Origin of the sequence: Pseudomonas sp. NIBRBAC000502773, from assembly GCF_006517195.1 — a bacterium.
Classification (GTDB): Bacteria; Pseudomonadota; Gammaproteobacteria; order Pseudomonadales; family Pseudomonadaceae; genus Aquipseudomonas; species Aquipseudomonas marginalis.
This window is the reverse complement of sequence record NZ_CP041189.1, coordinates 823,444-842,991: the sequence shown is the minus strand read 5'-3', so window position 1 is coordinate 842,991 and position 19,548 is coordinate 823,444. Positions and strand designations below refer to the sequence as shown.

Annotated in this window: 19 protein-coding genes; 10 read left to right on the top strand and 9 right to left on the bottom strand. The window is 62.9% G+C overall.

What is annotated here, in order from left to right:
- Nucleotides 1-8 precede the first annotated feature (8 nt).
- Complete coding sequence (gene lpxH / locus NIBR502773_RS03800) at nucleotides 9-758, bottom strand: UDP-2,3-diacylglucosamine diphosphatase (protein WP_115488495.1); 750 nt, start codon at nucleotides 756-758, stop codon at nucleotides 9-11.
- Nucleotides 755-1,258, bottom strand: a complete 504-nt coding sequence (locus NIBR502773_RS03795; RefSeq protein ID WP_027606287.1) for a peptidylprolyl isomerase — start codon at nucleotides 1,256-1,258, stop codon at nucleotides 755-757. The genes lpxH and NIBR502773_RS03795 overlap by 4 nt, the downstream gene beginning before the upstream one ends.
- Before the next feature lie 249 nt (nucleotides 1,259-1,507).
- On the opposite strand from NIBR502773_RS03795, the gene NIBR502773_RS03790 reads away from it, so the two are divergent.
- Both NIBR502773_RS03790 and cysS read left to right on the top strand, forming a co-directional pair.
- The gene (locus NIBR502773_RS03790) at nucleotides 1,508-3,208 is read left to right on the top strand and encodes a glutamine--tRNA ligase/YqeY domain fusion protein (protein ID WP_115488494.1); all 1,701 of its coding nucleotides are present in this window, start codon (nucleotides 1,508-1,510) and stop codon (nucleotides 3,206-3,208) included.
- 19 nt (nucleotides 3,209-3,227) lie between these two features.
- Nucleotides 3,228-4,616, top strand: a complete 1,389-nt coding sequence (cysS, locus tag NIBR502773_RS03785) for a cysteine--tRNA ligase (RefSeq protein ID WP_141155400.1) — start codon at nucleotides 3,228-3,230, stop codon at nucleotides 4,614-4,616.
- Between the two features lie 389 nt (nucleotides 4,617-5,005).
- Here the strand turns inward: cysS and NIBR502773_RS03780 are convergent, their stop codons facing one another.
- The 7 genes from NIBR502773_RS03780 to NIBR502773_RS03750 form a co-directional block, all read right to left on the bottom strand.
- Nucleotides 5,006-5,344, bottom strand: a complete 339-nt coding sequence (locus tag NIBR502773_RS03780) for a Na+/H+ antiporter subunit G (protein ID WP_141155399.1) — start codon at nucleotides 5,342-5,344, stop codon at nucleotides 5,006-5,008.
- Nucleotides 5,341-5,619: a K+/H+ antiporter subunit F gene (locus tag NIBR502773_RS03775; RefSeq protein ID WP_005789171.1), complete on the bottom strand. Its 279-nt coding sequence runs from the start codon at nucleotides 5,617-5,619 to the stop codon at nucleotides 5,341-5,343. Before NIBR502773_RS03775 ends, NIBR502773_RS03780 begins: the two co-directional genes overlap by 4 nt.
- A complete protein-coding gene (locus NIBR502773_RS03770; protein ID WP_141155398.1) occupies nucleotides 5,616-6,104 on the bottom strand; it encodes a Na+/H+ antiporter subunit E in 489 nt (162 codons plus the stop codon). The genes NIBR502773_RS03775 and NIBR502773_RS03770 overlap by 4 nt, the downstream gene beginning before the upstream one ends.
- Nucleotides 6,101-7,783 (bottom strand): monovalent cation/H+ antiporter subunit D, encoded by a 1,683-nt coding sequence (locus NIBR502773_RS03765; RefSeq protein ID WP_141155397.1) that lies wholly within the window; start codon nucleotides 7,781-7,783, stop codon nucleotides 6,101-6,103. Before NIBR502773_RS03765 ends, NIBR502773_RS03770 begins: the two co-directional genes overlap by 4 nt.
- A complete protein-coding gene (locus tag NIBR502773_RS03760) occupies nucleotides 7,780-8,124 on the bottom strand; it encodes a Na+/H+ antiporter subunit C (RefSeq protein ID WP_003192163.1) in 345 nt (114 codons plus the stop codon). Before NIBR502773_RS03760 ends, NIBR502773_RS03765 begins: the two co-directional genes overlap by 4 nt.
- A complete protein-coding gene (locus tag NIBR502773_RS03755; protein WP_141155396.1) occupies nucleotides 8,124-11,045 on the bottom strand; it encodes a monovalent cation/H+ antiporter subunit A in 2,922 nt (973 codons plus the stop codon). The genes NIBR502773_RS03760 and NIBR502773_RS03755 overlap by 1 nt, the downstream gene beginning before the upstream one ends.
- A 124-nt stretch (nucleotides 11,046-11,169) precedes the next feature.
- On the bottom strand, nucleotides 11,170-12,099 hold the full coding sequence (locus NIBR502773_RS03750) for a DMT family transporter (RefSeq protein WP_027606294.1): 930 nt from the start codon (nucleotides 12,097-12,099) through the stop codon (nucleotides 11,170-11,172).
- A gap of 92 nt (nucleotides 12,100-12,191) precedes the next feature.
- On the opposite strand from NIBR502773_RS03750, the gene NIBR502773_RS03745 reads away from it, so the two are divergent.
- The 8 genes from NIBR502773_RS03745 (at nucleotide 12,192) to NIBR502773_RS03710 (ending at nucleotide 19,539) form a co-directional block, all read left to right on the top strand.
- Nucleotides 12,192-12,755 carry a helix-turn-helix domain-containing protein gene (locus tag NIBR502773_RS03745; protein ID WP_108572662.1) on the top strand — a complete coding sequence of 188 codons (564 nt, stop codon included), beginning with the start codon at nucleotides 12,192-12,194 and terminating at the stop codon, nucleotides 12,753-12,755.
- Nucleotides 12,756-12,909: 154 nt separating this feature from the next.
- Entirely contained in the window at nucleotides 12,910-14,106 is a 1,197-nt protein-coding gene (locus NIBR502773_RS03740) for an SfnB family sulfur acquisition oxidoreductase (RefSeq protein WP_141155395.1), read from the top strand.
- A gap of 11 nt (nucleotides 14,107-14,117) precedes the next feature.
- A complete protein-coding gene (locus tag NIBR502773_RS03735) occupies nucleotides 14,118-14,444 on the top strand; it encodes an acyl-CoA dehydrogenase (protein WP_027606297.1) in 327 nt (108 codons plus the stop codon).
- Nucleotides 14,444-15,877, top strand: a complete 1,434-nt coding sequence (locus tag NIBR502773_RS03730) for an LLM class flavin-dependent oxidoreductase (RefSeq protein ID WP_141155394.1) — start codon at nucleotides 14,444-14,446, stop codon at nucleotides 15,875-15,877. Before NIBR502773_RS03735 ends, NIBR502773_RS03730 begins: the two co-directional genes overlap by 1 nt.
- 111 nt (nucleotides 15,878-15,988) lie before the next feature.
- Nucleotides 15,989-16,837 (top strand): AMP-binding protein, encoded by an 849-nt coding sequence (locus tag NIBR502773_RS03725; protein ID WP_141155393.1) that lies wholly within the window; start codon nucleotides 15,989-15,991, stop codon nucleotides 16,835-16,837.
- Nucleotides 16,834-17,604 carry an ABC transporter ATP-binding protein gene (locus NIBR502773_RS03720; RefSeq protein WP_141155392.1) on the top strand — a complete coding sequence of 257 codons (771 nt, stop codon included), beginning with the start codon at nucleotides 16,834-16,836 and terminating at the stop codon, nucleotides 17,602-17,604. Before NIBR502773_RS03725 ends, NIBR502773_RS03720 begins: the two co-directional genes overlap by 4 nt.
- Entirely contained in the window at nucleotides 17,604-18,485 is an 882-nt protein-coding gene (locus NIBR502773_RS03715; protein ID WP_027606301.1) for a branched-chain amino acid ABC transporter permease, read from the top strand. The genes NIBR502773_RS03720 and NIBR502773_RS03715 overlap by 1 nt, the downstream gene beginning before the upstream one ends.
- A gap of 4 nt (nucleotides 18,486-18,489) precedes the next feature.
- Nucleotides 18,490-19,539 carry a branched-chain amino acid ABC transporter permease gene (locus NIBR502773_RS03710; protein ID WP_141155391.1) on the top strand — a complete coding sequence of 350 codons (1,050 nt, stop codon included), beginning with the start codon at nucleotides 18,490-18,492 and terminating at the stop codon, nucleotides 19,537-19,539.
- Nucleotides 19,540-19,548: the final 9 nt, after the last annotated feature.

Genomic DNA, 19,548 nt, shown 5'->3' with positions numbered 1-19,548 from the left:
TTCGAGGATCAGGCGCCAGGCAACGCCAGTTGCGGATTGACGAAGTCAAACGCCGCCAACTGAAAGCCTTGCTCATCCGCCTGCAACGCCCAGCCCTGCTTGTCCCAATCCCCCAGCACAATGCGCTTGGCCGCCTGGTCGCCAATCTGCAGCTTATGGATCGCCGGGCGGTGCGTGTGGCCGTGGACCAGGGTGCGCACGCCGAACTGCTGCATCACCCGCGGCACTTCCTCGGGCGTGACATCGACAATGTCGTTGGCCTTCATGCGGGTTTGCGCGCGGCTTTCACTGCGCAGCTTGCGCGCCAGCCGGTGGCGGGTGCGCAACGGCAAGTGACGCAGGATAAACAGCACCATCGGGTTACGCAGGATGCGCCGCAGCTTCATATAGCCAAGGTCGCGGGTGCAGAGGCTGTCGCCGTGCATCAACAGCACGGGTTCGCCTGCGAGCTGCACGACACTCGGGTCCTTGAGCAAGGTGGCGCCTGCCGCTTTGCAGAACGCCTTGCCGAGCAGGAAGTCGCGGTTGCCATGCATGATAAAAATCGGGGTACCGCTGTCGCTCAGCTCGCGCAGAGCCTCGCAGATCGAACGCTGGAAGGGCGTCATCCCATCGTCGCCAATCCAGGCTTCAAAGAAGTCCCCCAGAATGTACAACGCCTGGGCGCCACGGGCGCGGTTGTGAAGCAGATCCAGAAACGCCCGGGTAATGTCCGGGCGCTCCTCTTCCAGATGCAAATCTGAAATCAGTAATATCACTCAACGATCTCGGCTTTCTCGACGATCACGTCTTCGACCGGTACGTCCTGGTGACCGGCCTTGGAGGTGGTCGACACGCCTTTGATCTTGTCGACAACGTCCTGGCCTTCGGTGACTTTACCGAACACGGCGTAGCCCCAGCCCTGTACGTTCTTGCCGCTGTGGTTGAGGAAGGTATTGTCGGCCACGTTGATGAAGAACTGCGCGGAGGCCGAATGCGGCTCCATGGTACGGGCCATGGCGACGGTGTACTTGTCGTTGGAAAGGCCGTTGTCCGCTTCGTTCTGGATGCTTGGGCGCTTGTCTTTCTTTTCTTTCATGCCAGGCTCGAAACCGCCGCCCTGGACCATGAAGTTACCGATGACACGGTGGAAAACCGTGTTTTCGTAGTGGCCGGCCTTAACGTACTCGATGAAGTTGGCGACGGTGATCGGCGCTTTCTCGGCGTTCAGCTCGATGACGATGTCACCGTGGTTGGTGGTCAGTTTGACTTGAGTCATGTTCACTACTCTTTTCAGGGAATTCGTGGGTTTGGACGCCTGGGGCGCCTTACCTGTCTGGCTAAACGGCGGCCAAGGCGCGCAGTTTAGCGTGCCCGGCAGGAATTTCGAGGTGGTTTTTTACCGCCCGGTTAATTAAAGCAGCAGTTTTTGGTCGTGACCTGTCAGTGTCTTGACAGCATCAGCTATGATATCGCCTTTGTTTTATCTGGCCCCAACCGGCCACGAACCTGTCTGTTCAAGGATCCTATGAGCAAGCCCACTGTCGACCCTACCTCGAATTCCAAGGCCGGACCTGCCGTCCCGGTCAATTTCCTGCGCCCGATCATCCAGGCGGACCTGGATTCGGGCAAGCACACGCAGATCGTCACCCGCTTCCCGCCAGAGCCCAACGGCTACCTGCACATCGGTCACGCCAAGTCGATCTGTGTGAACTTCGGCCTGGCCCAGGAGTTCGGTGGCGTCACGCACCTGCGTTTCGACGACACCAACCCGGCCAAGGAAGACCAGGAATACATCGACGCCATCGAAAGCGACATCAAGTGGCTGGGCTTCGAATGGTCCGGTGAAGTGCGCTATGCCTCCAAATACTTCGACCAGTTGTTCGACTGGGCCGTCGAGCTGATCAAGGCCGGCAAGGCCTACGTCGACGACCTGACCCCGGAGCAGGCCAAGGAATACCGTGGCACCCTGACCGAACCGGGCAAGAACAGCCCGTTCCGCGATCGCTCCGTAGAAGAGAACCTCGACTGGTTCGCCCGCATGCGCGCCGGTGAGTTCCCGGACGGCGCCCGCGTGCTGCGCGCCAAGATCGACATGGCCTCGCCGAACATGAACCTGCGCGACCCGATCATGTACCGCATCCGCCACGCCCACCACCACCAGACCGGCGACAAGTGGTGCATCTACCCGAACTACGACTTCACCCACGGTCAGTCGGACGCCATCGAAGGCATCACCCACTCCATCTGCACCCTGGAGTTCGAGAGCCATCGCCCGCTGTACGAATGGTTCCTGGACAGCCTGCCGGTCCCGGCGCACCCGCGTCAGTACGAATTCAGCCGCCTGAACCTCAACTACACCATCACCAGCAAGCGCAAGCTCAAGCAACTGGTGGATGAAAAGCACGTCAATGGCTGGGACGACCCACGCATGTCGACCCTGTCGGGCTTCCGCCGTCGCGGCTACACCCCGGCGTCGATCCGCAACTTCTGCGAGATGGTCGGCACCAACCGCTCCGACGGTGTGGTCGACTACGGCATGCTCGAGTTCAGCATCCGCCAGGACCTCGACGCGAACGCGCCACGGGCCATGTGCGTGCTGCGTCCGTTGAAAGTCGTGATCACCAACTACCCGCAAGACAAGGTCGACCATCTCGAACTGCCGCGTCATCCGCAGAACGAAGCACTCGGCGTGCGCAAGCTGCCGTTCGCCCGTGAAATCTACATCGACCGCGATGACTTCATGGAAGAGCCGCCAAAAGGCTACAAGCGCCTGGAGCCGAACGGCGAAGTGCGCCTGCGCGGCAGCTACGTGATCCGCGCCGACGAAGCGATCAAGGACGCCGATGGCAACATCGTCGAACTGCGTTGCTCCTACGACCCGGAAACCCTGGGCAAGAACCCGGAAGGCCGTAAGGTCAAGGGCGTGATCCACTGGGTGCCGGCCGCTGCCAGCATCGAGTGCGAAGTGCGCCTGTACGATCGCCTGTTCCGTTCGCCGAATCCTGAAAAGGCCGAAGACAGCGCCAGTTTCCTCGACAACATCAACCCTGACTCCCTGCAAGTGCTCACCGGTTGTCGTGCCGAACCCTCTTTGGGCGACGCACAGCCGGAAGACCGTTTCCAGTTCGAGCGCGAAGGCTACTTCTGCGCGGATATCAAGGACTCGAAACCTGGTCAGCCGGTATTCAACCGTACCGTGACCTTGCGTGATTCGTGGGGCCAGTGATTCTGTTTAAGGAACTGTCGTGCTAACGATCTACAACACACTCAGCAAGACCAAAGAAGTCTTCAAGCCGCTGGATGGCAACAAGGTGCGCATGTACGTGTGCGGCATGACCGTGTACGACTACTGCCACATCGGCCACGGCCGCAGCATGGTTGCCTTCGACCTGGTGACCCGCTGGTTGCGTTTCAGCGGCTATGACTTGACCTATGTGCGCAACATCACCGACATCGACGACAAGATCATCAACCGCGCCAATGAAAACGGCGAGTCGTTCGACGCGTTGACCGAGCGCATGATCGCCGCCATGCACGAGGACGAGGCGCGCCTCAACATCCTCAAGCCGGACATGGAACCGCGTGCCACGGACCACATCCCCGGCATGCACGCCATGATCCAGACCCTGATCGACAAGGGTTACGCCTACGCCCCAGGCAACGGCGACGTGTACTACCGCGTCGCCAAGTTCATGGGCTACGGCAAGCTGTCGCGCAAGAAAATCGAAGACCTGCGCATCGGCGCACGCATCGAAGTCGACGAAGCCAAGCAGGATCCGCTCGACTTCGTGCTGTGGAAAGGCACCAAGCCCGGCGAGCCGAGCTGGGAGTCGCCATGGGGCGCCGGGCGTCCGGGCTGGCACATCGAATGCTCGGTGATGTCCACCTGCTGCCTGGGCGAGACCTTCGACATTCATGGCGGCGGCAGCGACCTCGAGTTCCCGCACCACGAAAACGAAATCGCCCAGAGCGAAGCCGCCACCGGCAAGACCTACGCCAACGCCTGGATGCACTGCGGCATGATCCGCATCAATGGCGAGAAGATGTCCAAGTCCTTGAACAACTTCTTCACCATCCGCGACGTGCTGGAAAAGTACCACCCGGAAGTGGTGCGTTACCTGCTGGTGTCCAGCCACTACCGCAGCGCCATCAACTACTCGGAAGACAACCTCAAGGACGCCAAGGGCGCCCTGGAGCGGTTCTACCACGCGTTGAAAGGCCTGCCATCCGTGGCGCCGGCCGGCGGCGAAGCCTTCGTGGCACGCTTCACCGAAGTCATGAACGACGACTTCGGCACACCGGAAGCCTGCGCCGTACTGTTCGAAATGGTGCGCGAGATCAACCGTTTGCGTGAGAGTGATCTCGACGCAGCGGCGGGTCTGGCGGCGCGCTTGAAAGAGCTGGCCAGCGTCCTGGGCGTATTGCAGATGGAAGCCGATGACTTCCTGCAGGCCGGCGCTGAAGAGCGTGTGGATGCGGCTGAAGTGGATGCGTTGATCCAGGCGCGTTTGGCTGCGCGCACCAACAAGGACTGGGCGGAGTCCGACCGTATCCGTGACCAACTGACCGCGATGGGTGTGGTGTTGGAGGACGGGAAAGGTGGGACGACGTGGCGGTTGGCTGATCAGGCCTGATTGGCAAACGCTGGATGAAAAAAGCCCCGACTGGTTCGGGGCGTTTTTTTGCACACTGTTTTAGTGAGCGGCTCACCCGATCCCGTGTGGGAGGGGCGGCGCGACGATTCGACTTGCCCCCGATGGCGGTGGGTCAGCCAACATACCTGCCAACAGTGCCGCCGCCTTCGAAGCCTCGCTAAAGCTCGACATCTCCCACAGGGGATTGGCGGTATCCTTGAGATCTACAGCCGGGCTGCTTTCTACCTGCCAACCGCAATCAAATGTGGGAGGGGGCTTGCTCCCGATAGCGGTGTTTCAGCCAACACCTCTACCAACTGTGCCGCCGCCATCGAAGCCTCGCTAAAGCTCGACATCTCCCACATTTTTGACCGTGCTCGTTTCAGCGCTCAGCGGCGGCTGCTGACCTCGGCCGGTACATCATCACCGGCCATGCGCTTGCGAAACAGCGCCGTACGCGCCAGCAGCAACGTCGTCACCGGCACGGTGATCGCCAACAAAATCGGAATCAGCCACCCGTGCAGCACCGGCCCGGACTTGAGCACCGAAAAGTAGATAATCGATGCCAGCGCCACACACCAGGCGCCCAACGTCGAGGCCAGCGCCGGCGGGTGCATGCGCTGGAAGAAGTCTTTCATGCGCAGCAAGCCAATCGCGCCGATCAACGCAAACGCGCTGCTCAATACCAGCAGCACTGCGACGACGATTTCCATCCATAACGGCATCATTCAATCACCTCTCCACGCAGCAGGAATTTGGCCAGGGCAAACGAGCCCACGAAGCCGAACAGCGCAATCAGCAGCGCCGCTTCAAAGTAGGTGTCGCTGGCATATCGAATACCGAGCACCAGCATCATCAGCATCGCCAGGATGTACAGGTAGTCCAGCGCCAGGACCCGGTCCTGGGCCGACGGGCCTTTGAACAGGCGGATCAGGGTCAGCACCATGGCCAGGGAGAACAGGAACAGGCTGAACAGGATCGCATTGGAGAGCAGGGCGCTCATTCGAAGATCTCCATCAGGGGCCGCTCGTAAGTAGTCTTGAAGTGCTCGATAAACGGCGCTTCATCCTCCAGGTCGAATACGTGCAGCAGCAGGATGCTGCGGTCCAGCGCCAGTTCCGACCAGATGGTGCCGGGGACCACGGTGGTGATCATCGACAGGGCGGCGAGGCCATTGGCGTCGCGCAGCTCCAGGGGGATTTTGACGAAGCGCGAACGCGGTGGGCGTGAGCCGCACATCAGCACGCCCCAGGCCACTTGCAGGTTGGAGACGATCACATCGCGGCCGACCAGGAAAAACAGGCGGATGATCACGCCAGGGCGGCGGATGCGGATCGGCAGCGGGCGCAGCGGTGCCATCAGCAGCGGTGCAAGCAGGCCCAGCAGCGCGCCAAGCAGCAGGTTGCCGGGGCTGACGGACAGGTTCAGCACCAGCCACAGCAACCACAAGGCCAGGGACAACCACGGGGCAGGCAACAGGCGCTTCATGGCTGCACCTCCAGCGCGGCGGTCTTGGCTTCGGGGCTGGGGATCGGACGCGTGGCCATCACCGCCATCACGTAGTGTTCCGGGTTGTTCAGGCTCTGGGCAGTGGCCTGGGTGTAGCGCATCAGCGGCTCGGCCTTGAAGGTCAGCAGGATGCTCAGGCCCAGCAGGAAGAAGATCGGCACGCACTCATAGCGGCGCAGCAACGGCGACGGACGCTCTTCCGGGGTCCAGAAGCGCTGGATACCCAGGCGGGCGAAGGCGATCAGCGAGGCCAGGCCCGAGAGGATCAACAGCGCCACCAAACCCCAGGCCGCGGGACGAATGGGTTCATCCACACTGACGCCCAGGCCCAAGGGGTTAACCAGCGCACTCAACAAACTGAGCTTGCCGATAAACCCGGACAGCGGCGGCATGCCGATGATCAGCAGGGCGCAGGCGACAAAGCTCAAGCCGAGGAAGGCCATGGTCCAGGGAATCACCTGGCCGACCACGGCTTTCTGCTCGTCATCCAGGTTCACGCCAGGACGCGGATGCAGGGATTCCATGGCCTTGGGCAGTGCGTCGATTTCTTCATCCAGCGGCAGGTCGTTGGCCGAGCGCGAACGCTCGATCAATTCGGCCAGCAGGAACAGCGCACTCAACGCCAGGGTGGAGCTGACCAGATAAAACAGCGCCCCAGCGGTCAGGCTTGGCTGGGCGAAACCAACGGCCGACAGCAGGATGCCGGCCGAGACCAGGATGCTCAAGCTGGCCATGCGCTCCAGCCGCTGCGCCGCCACCATCGCCAGCGCCGCGCAGATGATCGTGGCCATGCCGCCGTACACCAGCCAGTCGCCGCCAAACAACGCCGACGCGCCGGCCTGGCCGGAGAACAGCAGGGTCCACAGGCGCAGCACGGTGTACACGCCGACCTTGGTCATGATCGCGAACATCGCCGCCACCGGCGCACTGGCCGAGGAATAGGCGGGGGCCAGCCAGAAGTTCAGCGGCCACATGCCGGCCTTGGCCAGGAATGCGGTGGCGAGGATCGCCGCACCGGCATGCAGCAGGCCGCGATCCGCCTCGGGTACCAGCGGGATTTTCAGCGCCAGGTCGGCGAAATTCAGCGTACCGGTCACGCCGTAGATCATCGCCGCGCCAATCAGGAACAGCGACGACGCCAGCAGGTTGATCGCGATGTAATGCAGCCCCGACGACACCCGCGCCCGGCCCGAGCCGTGCAGCATCAAGCCGTAGGACGCCGCTAGCAACACCTCGAAGAACACGAACAGGTTGAACAGGTCCGCCGTGAGGAACGCGCCGTACAGGCCCATCATCTGGATCTGGAACAGCGCATGGAAACTGGTACCGGCACGGTCCCAACGGGCCATGGCGAACAGCAGCGCGCTCACGCCGATGATCCCGGTGAGCACCAGCATCAGCGCCGACAGTTGGTCGACCACCAGCACGATGCCGAACGGCACCTGCCAGTTGCCCGGCAGGTACACGCCAATCGAGCCGGGGCCGCCTTTTTGCGTCCAGTACAACAGCAGGATCGCGATGCCCAGGCCAATGACGCTGGAGAACAGATTGATCCTGGCCTTCAGCGGGCGGCGTTTTTCGCCGAGCATCAGCATCAGCGCGGCGGTGAGCAACGGCAGCAGGATCGGGGCGACGATCAGTTGGTTGACCCAATTCATTCCTTGGGCTCCCGGCCGTCCACATGGTCAGTGCCGGTCAGGCCCCGTGACGCCAGCAGCACCACCAGGAACAACGCGGTCATGGCGAAGCTGATCACGATCGCCGTAAGCACCAGGGCCTGGGGCAGGGGATCGGTGTAATTGAGCAAGTCCTGGGGCACGCCGTCCTTGATGATCGGCTCCTTGCCGATAAACAGGCTGCCCATGCTGAAAATGAACAGGTTGACCCCGTAGGACAACAGGCACAGGCCCATCACCACCTGGAACGTCCGTGGCCGCAGGATCAACCAGACGCCGGAGGCCGCCAGGACCCCAATGGCAATTGCGATGACTTCTTCCATCAGGCGGCTCCTTCGGTGGCGGCGACTACTTTGGCCTGGTTGCTCGGTTTATGCGCACGCACCGACTGGTGGCCGAGGGCGGTGAGCATCAGCAGCGTCGAGCCGACGACCATGGCGTACACGCCCACATCGAAGAACAACGCGCTGGCAACATGAATATCGCCCAGCAGCGGCAGGCTGAAATGCCAGGTATGGGTCGTGAGGAACGGGTAGCCGACAAACAACGCGCCGATCCCGGTCAGCGTCGCCGAGAACAGGCCGAAGCCCATCCAGCGCATCGGCCGCAGGCTCATCTGCGCCTCGACCCACTGGGTACCGGCAACCATGTACTGCAGGATAAACGCCACCGACATCACCAGGCCGGCGACAAACCCGCCGCCCGGTTGGTTGTGGCCGCGCATGAACAGGTAGAACGACACCACCAGCGCAATCGGCAGCAGCAGGCGCACCAGCACCGCCGGCACCATCATGAAGCCCAGGGCGGTGTCGCTGGCCTGGCGCGGGTTGACCAGGTCGGTGGCCACGTCCGGCGCCAGTTGACGCTGCTGTGGCGGCAGCTCCATGCTTTCCTTGGACGGGCGGAAACGACGCAGCAGGGCATACACCGTCAGCGCCACGGCGCCGAGCACGGTGATTTCGCCGAGGGTATCGAAGCCCCGGAAGTCCACGAGCATCACGTTCACCACATTGCTGCCACCGCCCTCGGGCAGGGCGCGGCTCAAGTAGAACGAGGAAATATCGTTGGGCGTCTGGCGCGTCAGCATTGCATAGGACAGCAACGCCATGCCGCCGCCTACCACGGTGGAGAGCAGGAAGTCGCGCAGACGACGGATGCGCGCCTTGCGCAGCGAACTGGGCAGCGGCGAGACCTCTTCGATCCGCCGTGGCAGCCAGCGCAGGCCGAGCAGGATCAGTACGGTGGTGACCACTTCCACCACCAACTGGGTCAGCGCCAGGTCCGGCGCCGAGAACCACACGAAGGTAACGCAGGTCATCAGGCCGCACACGCTGACCATGGTCAGGGCCGCGAGCCGGTGATACTTGGCTTGCCAGGCGGCGCCCAGGGCACAGGCAATCGCCAGCAGCCACAGGGTGACGAACACGATGGAGCCCGGGATCTTCGGGCGGTCGCCCCAGCTGAGGCCGCTGTTGAGCATCGGGATCATGGCGCCGATCACCGCGACGATCACCAACAGGAACAATTGGGTCTGCAGGCGCTTGGTGCTGATGCGTTTCTCGATCCTGCGCACGCCGCGCATCATCAGCACCAGGCTGCGCTCGAAGCCGCGCTTGCCGTTGAAGTAGCTGATGATCGGCGGGTATTTGAAGCGGCCGCGTTTCAGTTGTTTGCGTAGCAGCAGGTAGAGCACCACGCCACCGGACATGGCCACCAGGCTCATGATCATCGGTGCATTCCAGCCGTGCCAGATCGCCAGGCTGTACTCCGGCAGCACCCCGCCGACCACCGGCAGCGCCGCGGCAGCGAGGATCGAACCGACCACCTGGGCCGGGAAGATGCCCACCAGCAGGCAGGTGAATACCAGCAGCTCAACCGGGGCACGCATCCAGCGCGGGGGTTCGTGAGGCGTGTGGGGCAGGTCGGTGGCGGGCGGGCCGAAGAACACATCCACGGTAAAGCGCAGGGCGTAGGCCACGCTGAACGTACCGGCGATGGTCGCGATCAGGGGCAGGGCGATTTCCACCCATTGGGTCGACGAGATAAACACGGTTTCAGCGAAGAACATCTCTTTGGACAGGAAACCGTTGAGCAACGGTACGCCGGCCATGGATGCGCTGGCCACCATCGCCAGGGTCGCGGTAAACGGGATCAGGCGCACCAGGCCACTGAGCTTGCGGATGTCCCGCGTGCCGCTTTCGTGGTCGATGATGCCCGCCGCCATGAACAGCGAGGCCTTGAACGTGGCGTGGTTGAGGATATGGAATACCGCGGCGACGGCGGCCAGCGGGCTGTTGAGGCCCAGCAGCAGGGTGATCAGCCCGAGGTGGCTGATGGTGGAATAGGCTAAAAGGCCTTTGAGATCATTCTGGAACATGGCGCAGTAAGCGCCGAGGAGGAGGGTCAGGGCGCCGGCACCGCCGACGATCCAGAACCATTCTTCACTGCCGGACAGCGACGGCCACAGGCGGGCCAGCAGGAACACGCCGGCCTTCACCATCGTCGCCGAGTGCAGATAGGCAGACACCGGGGTCGGTGCAGCCATGGCGTGGGGCAGCCAGAAATGGAACGGAAACTGCGCGCTTTTGCTCAGGGCGCCGATCAGCACCAGGGCGAGCATCACCGGGTACAGCGAATGCGCGCGGATCTGCTCGCCGGCGGCCAGCACCTGGTCCAGGTCATAGCTGCCGACGATATGCCCCAGCAGCATCACCCCGGCCAGCAGGCACAAGCCGCCCGCGCCGGTGACCATCAAGGCCATGTACGCACCACGACGCGCATCGGCGCGGTGGTGCCAGTAGCCGATCAACAGGAACGAGAACAGGCTGGTCAGTTCCCAGAAGAACACGATCTGGATCAGGTTGCCGGAAATCACCAGCCCGAGCATGGCGCCCATGAAGGCCAGGAAAAACGCGAAGAAACGCGGCACCGGATCGTCCGGCGACATGTAGTAGCGCGCATACAGCGACACCAGCGCGCCGATGCCGAGCACCAGCATCGAGAACAACCAGGCGAACCCATCCATGCGCAGCACGAAGTTCAGCCCAAGGCTGGGCAACCACATGAATTCTTCGCGGATCACGCCACCGTGGGCGATCTGGGGGTAGAGCAGGGCGACTTGAACGGTTCCGACCAGGGCCACAAGGCCAGCCAGCAGGGATTCGGTGTTACGTGCATTGTGCGGCAGCAAGGCCGCCAGACAGCTGCCGATAAAAGGCAGAAGCAGTAGAACTATCAGGGACATAGGCTTCTAATCTGCGGGAGTTTGGGATGCATCATACGTGCCGCTTTGTCGATCACCAAACGGCAACATGTGGCAGGATCCTACAAAGTAGGTCGAAAACTCCCGTTTGGCATTGTTTCGGACCCTAGCCCTGTTGCTCCTGTTCCCGCTCATCCTGCAACTCGATGGCCTTTTGCCCTTTTGTCTTGATCTCACTCACAATCACCGCCACCACAATCAACGCTGCCCCCAGCATGGCAATCGGCGGGAAGCGCTCGCCGGCGATCCGCCCGACTACCCCGGCCCACACCGGCTCACCGGCGTAGATCAACGTGGCCCGTGTCGGCGAAACGCTTTGCTGCGCCCAATTCATGGCGACCTGGATCACCGCACTGGTCAGGCCCAGGCCCACGGCGCTGAACAGCAGCAGCCAGGAGAACCCCGGCAGTGCCTCGCCCATTGGCACCACCATCAAAAACGACAGCAGCGACGCCGTCGCCAGTTGCACCACCGTCACCCGGCGTACGTCCACTTGCCCGGCGAACGCACTGATCAAAATGATTTCCGCCGCTATCGCCACGGCACCGATCAGGGTGGCGATTTCCCCGGGGCTGAAATTCAGCGAAGCCCCGGCGGGACCGGTCAACAACATCAACCCGGCAAACGCCAGCATGATGCCGATGCTTGGCATCAACCCCGGGCGCCGGCCCAGCACCAGCCATTGCAGCAGCGGCACGAACGGCACATACAGCGCGGTAATGAACGCCGACTGGCTGCTCAGGATCGTCTGCAGGCCAATGGTCTGCAGGCCGTAGCCGAACATGATCGCTACGCCGATGAACACGCCCGCCTTCAATTCGAACAACGTCAGGTCGCGCAAGGTACGCAAGGAAAAGAACCCGACCACAATCGCCGCCGCCGCAAAGCGCAGGCCCACGAAAAACATCGGCCCGCTGACAGTCATGGCATGCTGCACGAGCAAAAACGTGCCGCCCCAGATCATGGTGATAAACACCAGGATGCACTCGGCTTTGCTGAAACGGTGGAAACGCGACGGGGAGTTCGGGGTGGTCATGGCGGCTCGGTCTTGCAAGGGAAAGGCACGGACCGCACAATGCGCCGCACGCTGGGCAGTATACTGCGCACACCCACCCATTGAGCAATATAGTGCACAAAGAAAATCCACAACGGGCCTCGGTCCTGCAGCACGTCAGCCAGAACGTTCGTCGCCTGCGCCACGCCGCCGACCTGAGCCAGACTGCGCTCTCGGAAAAGTCCGGGGTCAGCCGGCGCATGCTGGTGGCCATCGAGGCCGGGGAAAAGAACGTCAGCCTGTCCACCCTCGACCGTGTGGCCGAAGCGTTGGATGTGGCGTTCAGCGACCTGATCCAGGCGCCGGATGTGCGCGATCACAGCCGCATCAACGAACTCGCCTGGGCGGGGGAAATCGACGGCAGCAAGGCGGTGTTGCTGGCCAAGGCCACGGCGCGGCGCGAGGTCGAGTTATGGGAGTGGCGTCTTGAACCCGGTGATCGCTATTGCCCGGACCCCGACCTGGAGGGGTGGAGCGAGCAACTGTTCGTCTTCGAGGGCAGCCTGACGTTGGTGATCGGCGAGCAGGAAAACACCATCGGCGCCGGCGAGTTCTTCATGTTCGCCAGCCACCAGCCCCATGCCTATCGCAATGACGGCGACGTCGCCGTGCGCTTTGTGCGCAATGTGGTGATCTAACTGTTTGCCAGCCAACAGTGGATGCACACTTTGCTGGTTTGAAACTGCGGTTGTACGCCTGTTTACGCGGCAACCGGCTGATTTTACTGACGATTAAAATCAGGCACGACTCCTGCAAACACTCCAGTATCCCCTCGGAGCCTGGAGTCGGCCCATGTCTGCCCACCCTCAACAACCTGCCCATATCATCCGCTCGGACGCGGAGGCCATCGAGGTCGCCAAGCGCCTGGCCGAACGCTTTGCCGTCGACGCCAGTGCGCGCGATCGTGAGCGGCGCCTGCCGGTGGCCGAACTTGACGAGTTTTCCGCCAGCGGCCTGTGGGGCATCACCGTTCCCAAGGCCTATGGCGGCGCCGGGGTGTCCTATGTGACGGTGGCCGAGGTGATCAAGTTGATCTCCGCCGCCGACCCGTCATTGGGGCAAATCCCGCAGAACCACCTGGGTGTGGTGGACATCCTCCTGCAAACCGCCACCGAGGAACAAAAGCGCCACTACTTTGGCAAAGTCCTGGCGGGTTATCGCTTTGGTAACGCCTTCTCCGAGGCCAAGAGCAAAAACGCCGGCACCTTCGACACGCAGATTCGCTTCCACGGCGACACCGCGCAGATCAACGGCGAGAAGTTCTACTGCACCGGCGCGCTGTTCGCCCATATCGTGCCCACCGTGGGTAATAACGAAAAGGGCCAGGCGTTCATCGGCCTCGTCGAGCGCGATGCGCCAGGCCTGACCGTGATCGACAACTGGGACGGCTTCGGCCAGCGCACCACCGCCAGCGGCGGCGTGACCCTCGACGGCGTGAGCGTGCCCTTGAGCGCGGTGATTCCTGCCCACCTGGCGTTTGACCAGCCCACCGCCGACGGGCCGATTTCGCAAATCATCCAGGCCGCGGTCGACACCGGTATTGCCGTCGGCGCCCTTGAGCAGGCAAAAATCTTCGCGCGCCAGGCCCGTCCGTGGATCGACAGCCAGCAGGATCACGGTTGGCAGGACCCGTTCACCATCGCCGCCATCGGCGATCTGCAATGGCGTGTGCACGGCACCGACGCGATCCTCGCCAAGGCCGGCCTCGCCGTCGACCGGGCCCTCGCCGAACCGAACGAAGACACCGTCGCCCAGGCTTCATTGGTGGTTGCCCAGGCCAAGGTGCTGTCGGCCGAAACCGCCTTGCTCGCCAGCAGCAAACTCTTCGAACTGGCCGGCACCCGCTCGGTCACCGCCAAGCACAACCTCGACCGCTTCTGGCGCAATGCGCGGACCCACACCCTGCACGACCCGGCCCGCTGGAAATACCACCTGATTGGCAATTTCGTGCTCAACGGCGTCAAGCCTGCGCGCCACGCCTGGAACTGAGGACCTGACCCATGACCGCACTGACCCTCGCACGCCAACTCCTGGACAGCACCCGTCGCCACGTCGCAAAAAGCGACGACCCCTACGTGATCAGCCGCTTCGGCGATTGGCAGATTCGCGTGGATGTAGCGGCCGCCTTGCTTGAACGCGCCGAAACCGATCCAAGCCCGGTCGCCGTCACCGAAGCGCAGATCGCCGCCGCCGAAGCCTTGCTCTTTGCCAGCAACACCGAATTCGAACTGACCGGCCAACGCACCGCGCTGCCACCGACCCTGGATGATCCGTTGCGCTGGAAGTACCAGGTCGTCGGCAACTACCACCTCAACGGAGTGCTGTGATGTCCCGTGAAATCCGCTTGAACGCCTTCGACATGAACTGCGTCGGCCACCAATCGCCGGGCCTGTGGGCGCATCCGCGCGATCGCTCGTGGCAGTACAAGGACCTTGAATACTGGACCGACCTGGCGAAGATCCTTGAGCGCGGCAAGTTCGACGGCCTGTTTATCGCCGACGTGCTGGGCATCTACGACGTGTACAACGGCAACGGCGACGCGGCGATTCGCCAGGCGACCCAGGTGCCGGTCAACGATCCGTTGTCGCTGATCGCACCCATGGCGCTGGTCACCGAGCACCTGGGTTTTGGCCTGACCGCGTCGCTGTCGTTCGAGCACCCGTATCCGTTTGCACGCAGGCTGTCGACCCTCGACCACCTGACCAAGGGCCGCATCGGCTGGAACATCGTCACCTCCTATCTGGAAAGCGGCGCCAAGAACCTTGGCCAGAAAGCCCAGACCGAACACGACGCCCGCTACGACTATGCCGAGGAATACCTGGAGGTCTGCTACAAGCTCTGGGAGGGCAGTTGGGAAGAGGGCGCGGTACTGCGCGACCGCGAACGTCGAATCTTCAGCGACCCGAGCAAGATCCACGAGATCCGCCACGTCGGCAAACACTTCCAGGTGCCCGGCATCCACCTGTGCGAACCCTCGCCGCAGCGCACCCCGGTGCTGTACCAGGCCGGTGCCTCCAGCCGTGGCAAGCAGTTCGCCGCCGAGCAGGCCGAATGCGTGTTCGTTGCCGCGCCGTCCAAGGTGCTGCTGAAAAAGACCGTCGCCGACATCCGCCGCCGTGCGGCCGAAGCCGGGCGCGACCCGAAGAAAATCCTGATTTTCAACTTGCAGACCGTGATCGTCGACGAGACCGACGCCAAGGCCAAGGCCAAATTCGACGAATACAAATCCTACGCCAGTTATGAAGGCGCGATGGCGCTGATCTCCGGCTGGACCGGGATCGATTTCAGCCAGTTCAAGCCGGATGAACCGCTCAAGCACGTGCACACCAATGCGATTCAATCGGCGGTGGAAGCCTTCTCCACGGCGGACCCGAACAAGGTCTGGACCCCCAGCGAACTGGCCGATTGGGTCGGTATCGGCGGCTTTGGCCCGCTGTTCGTCGGCGGCCCGGAAACCGTGGCGGACCTGTTGCAGGAGTGGGTCGAAGAGACCGACGTGGACGGATTCAACCTCGCCTATGCGCTGACCCATGAAACCTTTGTCGACGCCGTCGAATGGCTGGTGCCGGAGTTGCAGAAGCGCGGCGTGTACAAGACCGAATACGCCCAGGGCACATTGCGCGAGAAGTTGTTCGGCGATGGTGCAAGGTTGGGCGCGAACCACCCTGGCGCCAGCTATCGCGATCTATCGAATGCACGTAAGTCCAATGTGGGAGGGGGCTTGCCCCCGATAGCGGTGGGTCAATCAAAGGTGTTCTAACTGACACACAGCCATCGGGGGCAAGCCCCCTCCCACATTGGAGCTGTGTCGATCCAAATAATCAAGCCAGCGGACCACCGCACGCACACCCCCCAATAGGAGCAACCCCCTATGAGCGTGCACGAACCAACGGCCCTCCTGGAACACCTGAGCCACTGGGCGCAACTCACACCGTTGCACATCGCCCTGCGCCACAAGCGCCAGGGCCAGTGGTACGCCTGGCGCTGGATCGACACCTTGCGCGATGTCGAACGCCTGGCCGATGGTTTGCGCCAGCAAGGTTTCAATCAACAGTCACGCTTGGTGCTCAGCGGCGCCTTTGAGCCGAACCTGCTGTTGCTGGCGTTGGCGGCCCATTCCGTTGGCGCACAGGTGCTGACGTTGGCCGATAACCTCGAGCCGCAGGCCTTGGAGCAACAGCTGTGGCGTATTCATCCCAGCCACGCCTACGTTCAAGGTCGCCAGCGCGATTGGACCTTCACCCAGCGGTTGGATTTCGCCCAACTGCTCGGCCCCGTGGACCCGGCGCAACACCTGCAGCGCTGGTGGCAGCCAGCCGGTGAAACCGCGTTGTGGAGCGAGGAGGGCACCCACTGGCAAGGCGGCCTGGCGGTGGTGCTGGAGCAGTGGCTGAGCAGCGGCCACGGCCTGGCCTTCCCGGAAAGCCTGGCCTCGGCGCGACGTGATCGCAGCGAAGTCGCGCCCACCGGCCTGCTGCTGTCGCCCGCCCGTTTGCTGCACCTGGCCGACGAGATCGAAAGCCGCCTGCCACCCCACGGCACCTGGCGTCGACGCCTGTGCGACTGGGCCATTGCCCACCCGCACAGCGGCCTGCGCCGCCTGCTGAAAAACCGCGTGCGCACACTGTTGGGCTTCCAGCGCCTGGCCTATATCTGGCAGCCCCTCAAATCCAATGCCGAGCCGACGTGGCTTGCCGAATTCAAACGGGAACGTGCATGAGCCAAGCCATTCTCCAGGTGCGGGACATCTCGCTGTCGTTCAAGGGCGTCAAGGCTATCAATGGGTTGTCGTTCGAGGTGGCGCGCGGGGAAATCTGCGCGTTGATCGGGCCCAACGGTGCCGGCAAGAGTTCATTGCTCAACGTGCTCAACGGCGTGTATCGCTTCGATGCCGGCGAGATCGTGTTCGAGGCGCAGCATTTCCAGCGTATCGACCCGCTGGGCGCCGCGCGCCGAGGCATTGGCCGTACCTTCCAGAACAACGCCCTGTTCAAGAAAATGAGCGTGCTCGACAACATCCTCACCGGCCTGTCGCGGCATATGCGCACCAGCTTTATCGAACAGGCCCTCGGCTTGCCCCGCGCACGCCGTGAAGCCGAAGCCTTCCGCCTGCGCGCCCAGAGCATCCTCGAGCTCCTGGAGCTGCAAGCCTACCGCGATGTGCTGGTGGGCAACCTGTCCTATGGCCTGCAAAAGCGCGTGGAGCTGGGCCGTGCATTGATCGCCGGGCCCAGCCTGTTGCTGCTGGACGAACCCATGGCCGGCATGAACGCCGAGGAAAAACAGGAAATGGCGCGCTTTGTCGCCGACGTGAACCGCGACCTCGGCACCACCGTGGTGTTGATCGAACACGACATGGGCGTGGTCATGGGGCTGTCCGACCATGTGGTGGTGCTCGACTACGGGCGCAAGGTCGGCGACGGCACCCCTGCCGAGGTGCAGGCCAATCCCGAGGTGATCGCGGCCTACCTGGGAGTGACGCACTGATGACGTTCTTCTTCGAAACCCTGCTCGGCGGCCTGCTCGCCGGCACCATGTATTCCCTGGTCGCGATCGGCTTCGTGCTGATCTACAAGGCCAGCGGCGTGTTCAATTTTGCCCAGGGCTCGATGCTGCTGTTTGCCGCGCTGACCTTCGTCAGCCTGCACGACCAGGGCGTGCCGTTTGCCCTGGCGTTGCTGTTGACGGTGATCGTGATGATTGTCGGCGCCTTGCTCATCGAGCGCCTGGTGCTGCGGCCGCTGGTGAACCGCTCGCAGATCACGCTGTTCATGGCGACGCTGGGCCTGTCGTTCATTATCGAAGGCCTGGCCCAGGGCGTGATGGGCTCGCAGGTGCGCGCCCTGGACCTGGGCATCGACGATGTACCGCTGTTCGTCGGGCCGCTGATGCTCAGCCAGTTCGACCTGATCGCCGCGGCCGTGGCCGTGGTGCTGGTGACGGTGCTGGCGCTGCTGTTCAACAAGACCCGTATCGGCGTGTCGCTGCGCGCGGTGGCGGATGACACCACGGCGGCGCTGTCCATCGGCATCAACCTCAACCGCATCTGGCAGATCGTCTGGGCGGTGGCCGGCATCGTCGGGCTGGTGGCGGGGTTGTTGTGGGGCGCGCGCCAGGGCGTGCAGTTTTCGCTGTCGCTGGTGGTGCTCAAGGCCTTGCCGGTGTTGATCATCGGCGGCTTCACCTCGATTGGCGGGGCCATTGTCGGCGGCCTGATTGTCGGTGCGGCGGAGAACCTCGCCGAGGTGTATATCGGCCCGCTGATCGGTGGCGGCATCACGCCGTGGTTCGCCTATGTCCTGGCGTTGTCCTTCCTGTATATCCGTCCCGCCGGCCTGTTCGGCGAGCGCGCCATCGAGCGAGTCTGAAAGCATGTCGATCCCTGTTGCTGAACACACCGCCCCCTTGCTGCTGGTCCAGCGGCGCGTGCCCTGGAGCCTGCTCGGCCTGTTGGCGCTGGCGTTTATCGTGGTGCCGCTGTGGGGCAATGACTATTGGCTCAACGCGATCCTCATCCCGTTCCTGGTGCTGTCCCTGGCCGGGCTGGGCCTGAATTTACTCACCGGCTATACCGGGCAAACCTCGGTGGGCGCAGCCGGCTTCATGGCGGTTGGGGCGTTCGCCACCTACGGGTTCCTGTTGCGCCTGCCGGAGTTGGGGCTGCCGGTGGCATTGCTCGGCGGTGGGATCATCAGCGCCGTGGTCGGGTTGCTGTTTGGCTTGCCCAGCTCGCGGATCAAGGGCTTCTACCTGATGGTCACCACGCTGGCCGCACAGTTTTTCCTGGAGTGGCTGTTCGTCAAATTTCCCTGGTTCTACAACTACGGTTCGTCCGGGACCATCTCGGCGCCGAAGCTGGCGTTGTTCGGCCATGACCTCAACACGCCGCTGGGCCGCTACTGGCTGACCCTGGTCACGGTGCTGTTGTTGACCTGGTCCGCGGTCAACCTGGTGCGCAGCCAGGTGGGTCGCAACTGGATGGCGATCCGCGACATGGACACCGCCGCCGCCGTGGTCGGCATCCCGGTGGTGCGCTACAAGCGCCTGGCGTTTGCGGTCAGTTCGTTCTACCTCGGCATCGCCGGCGCGTTGTGGGCGTTTGCCTACCTGGGCACGGCCAGCGCCAGCAGCTTCGACATCAACCGCTCATTCCAGATCCTGTTCATCATCATTATCGGCGGCATGGGCAGCATTGCCGGCAACTTCGTCGGCGCGGCATTCATCAGTTTGCTGCCGATCTTCCTCAGCCATGCCGGGCAGGCGTTGTTCGGTGGCTCGGTGGACGCGGGGCAGTTGCAGAACCTGCAGAAAATCATTTTTGGCGTGTTGATCATCGTGTTCCTGATCAAGGAACCCGAGGGCTTGATTCGCCTGTTGTACAACCTCCGTGACCGGCTGCGTCAGTGGCCCCTACGTTTCTGACCGATAAGA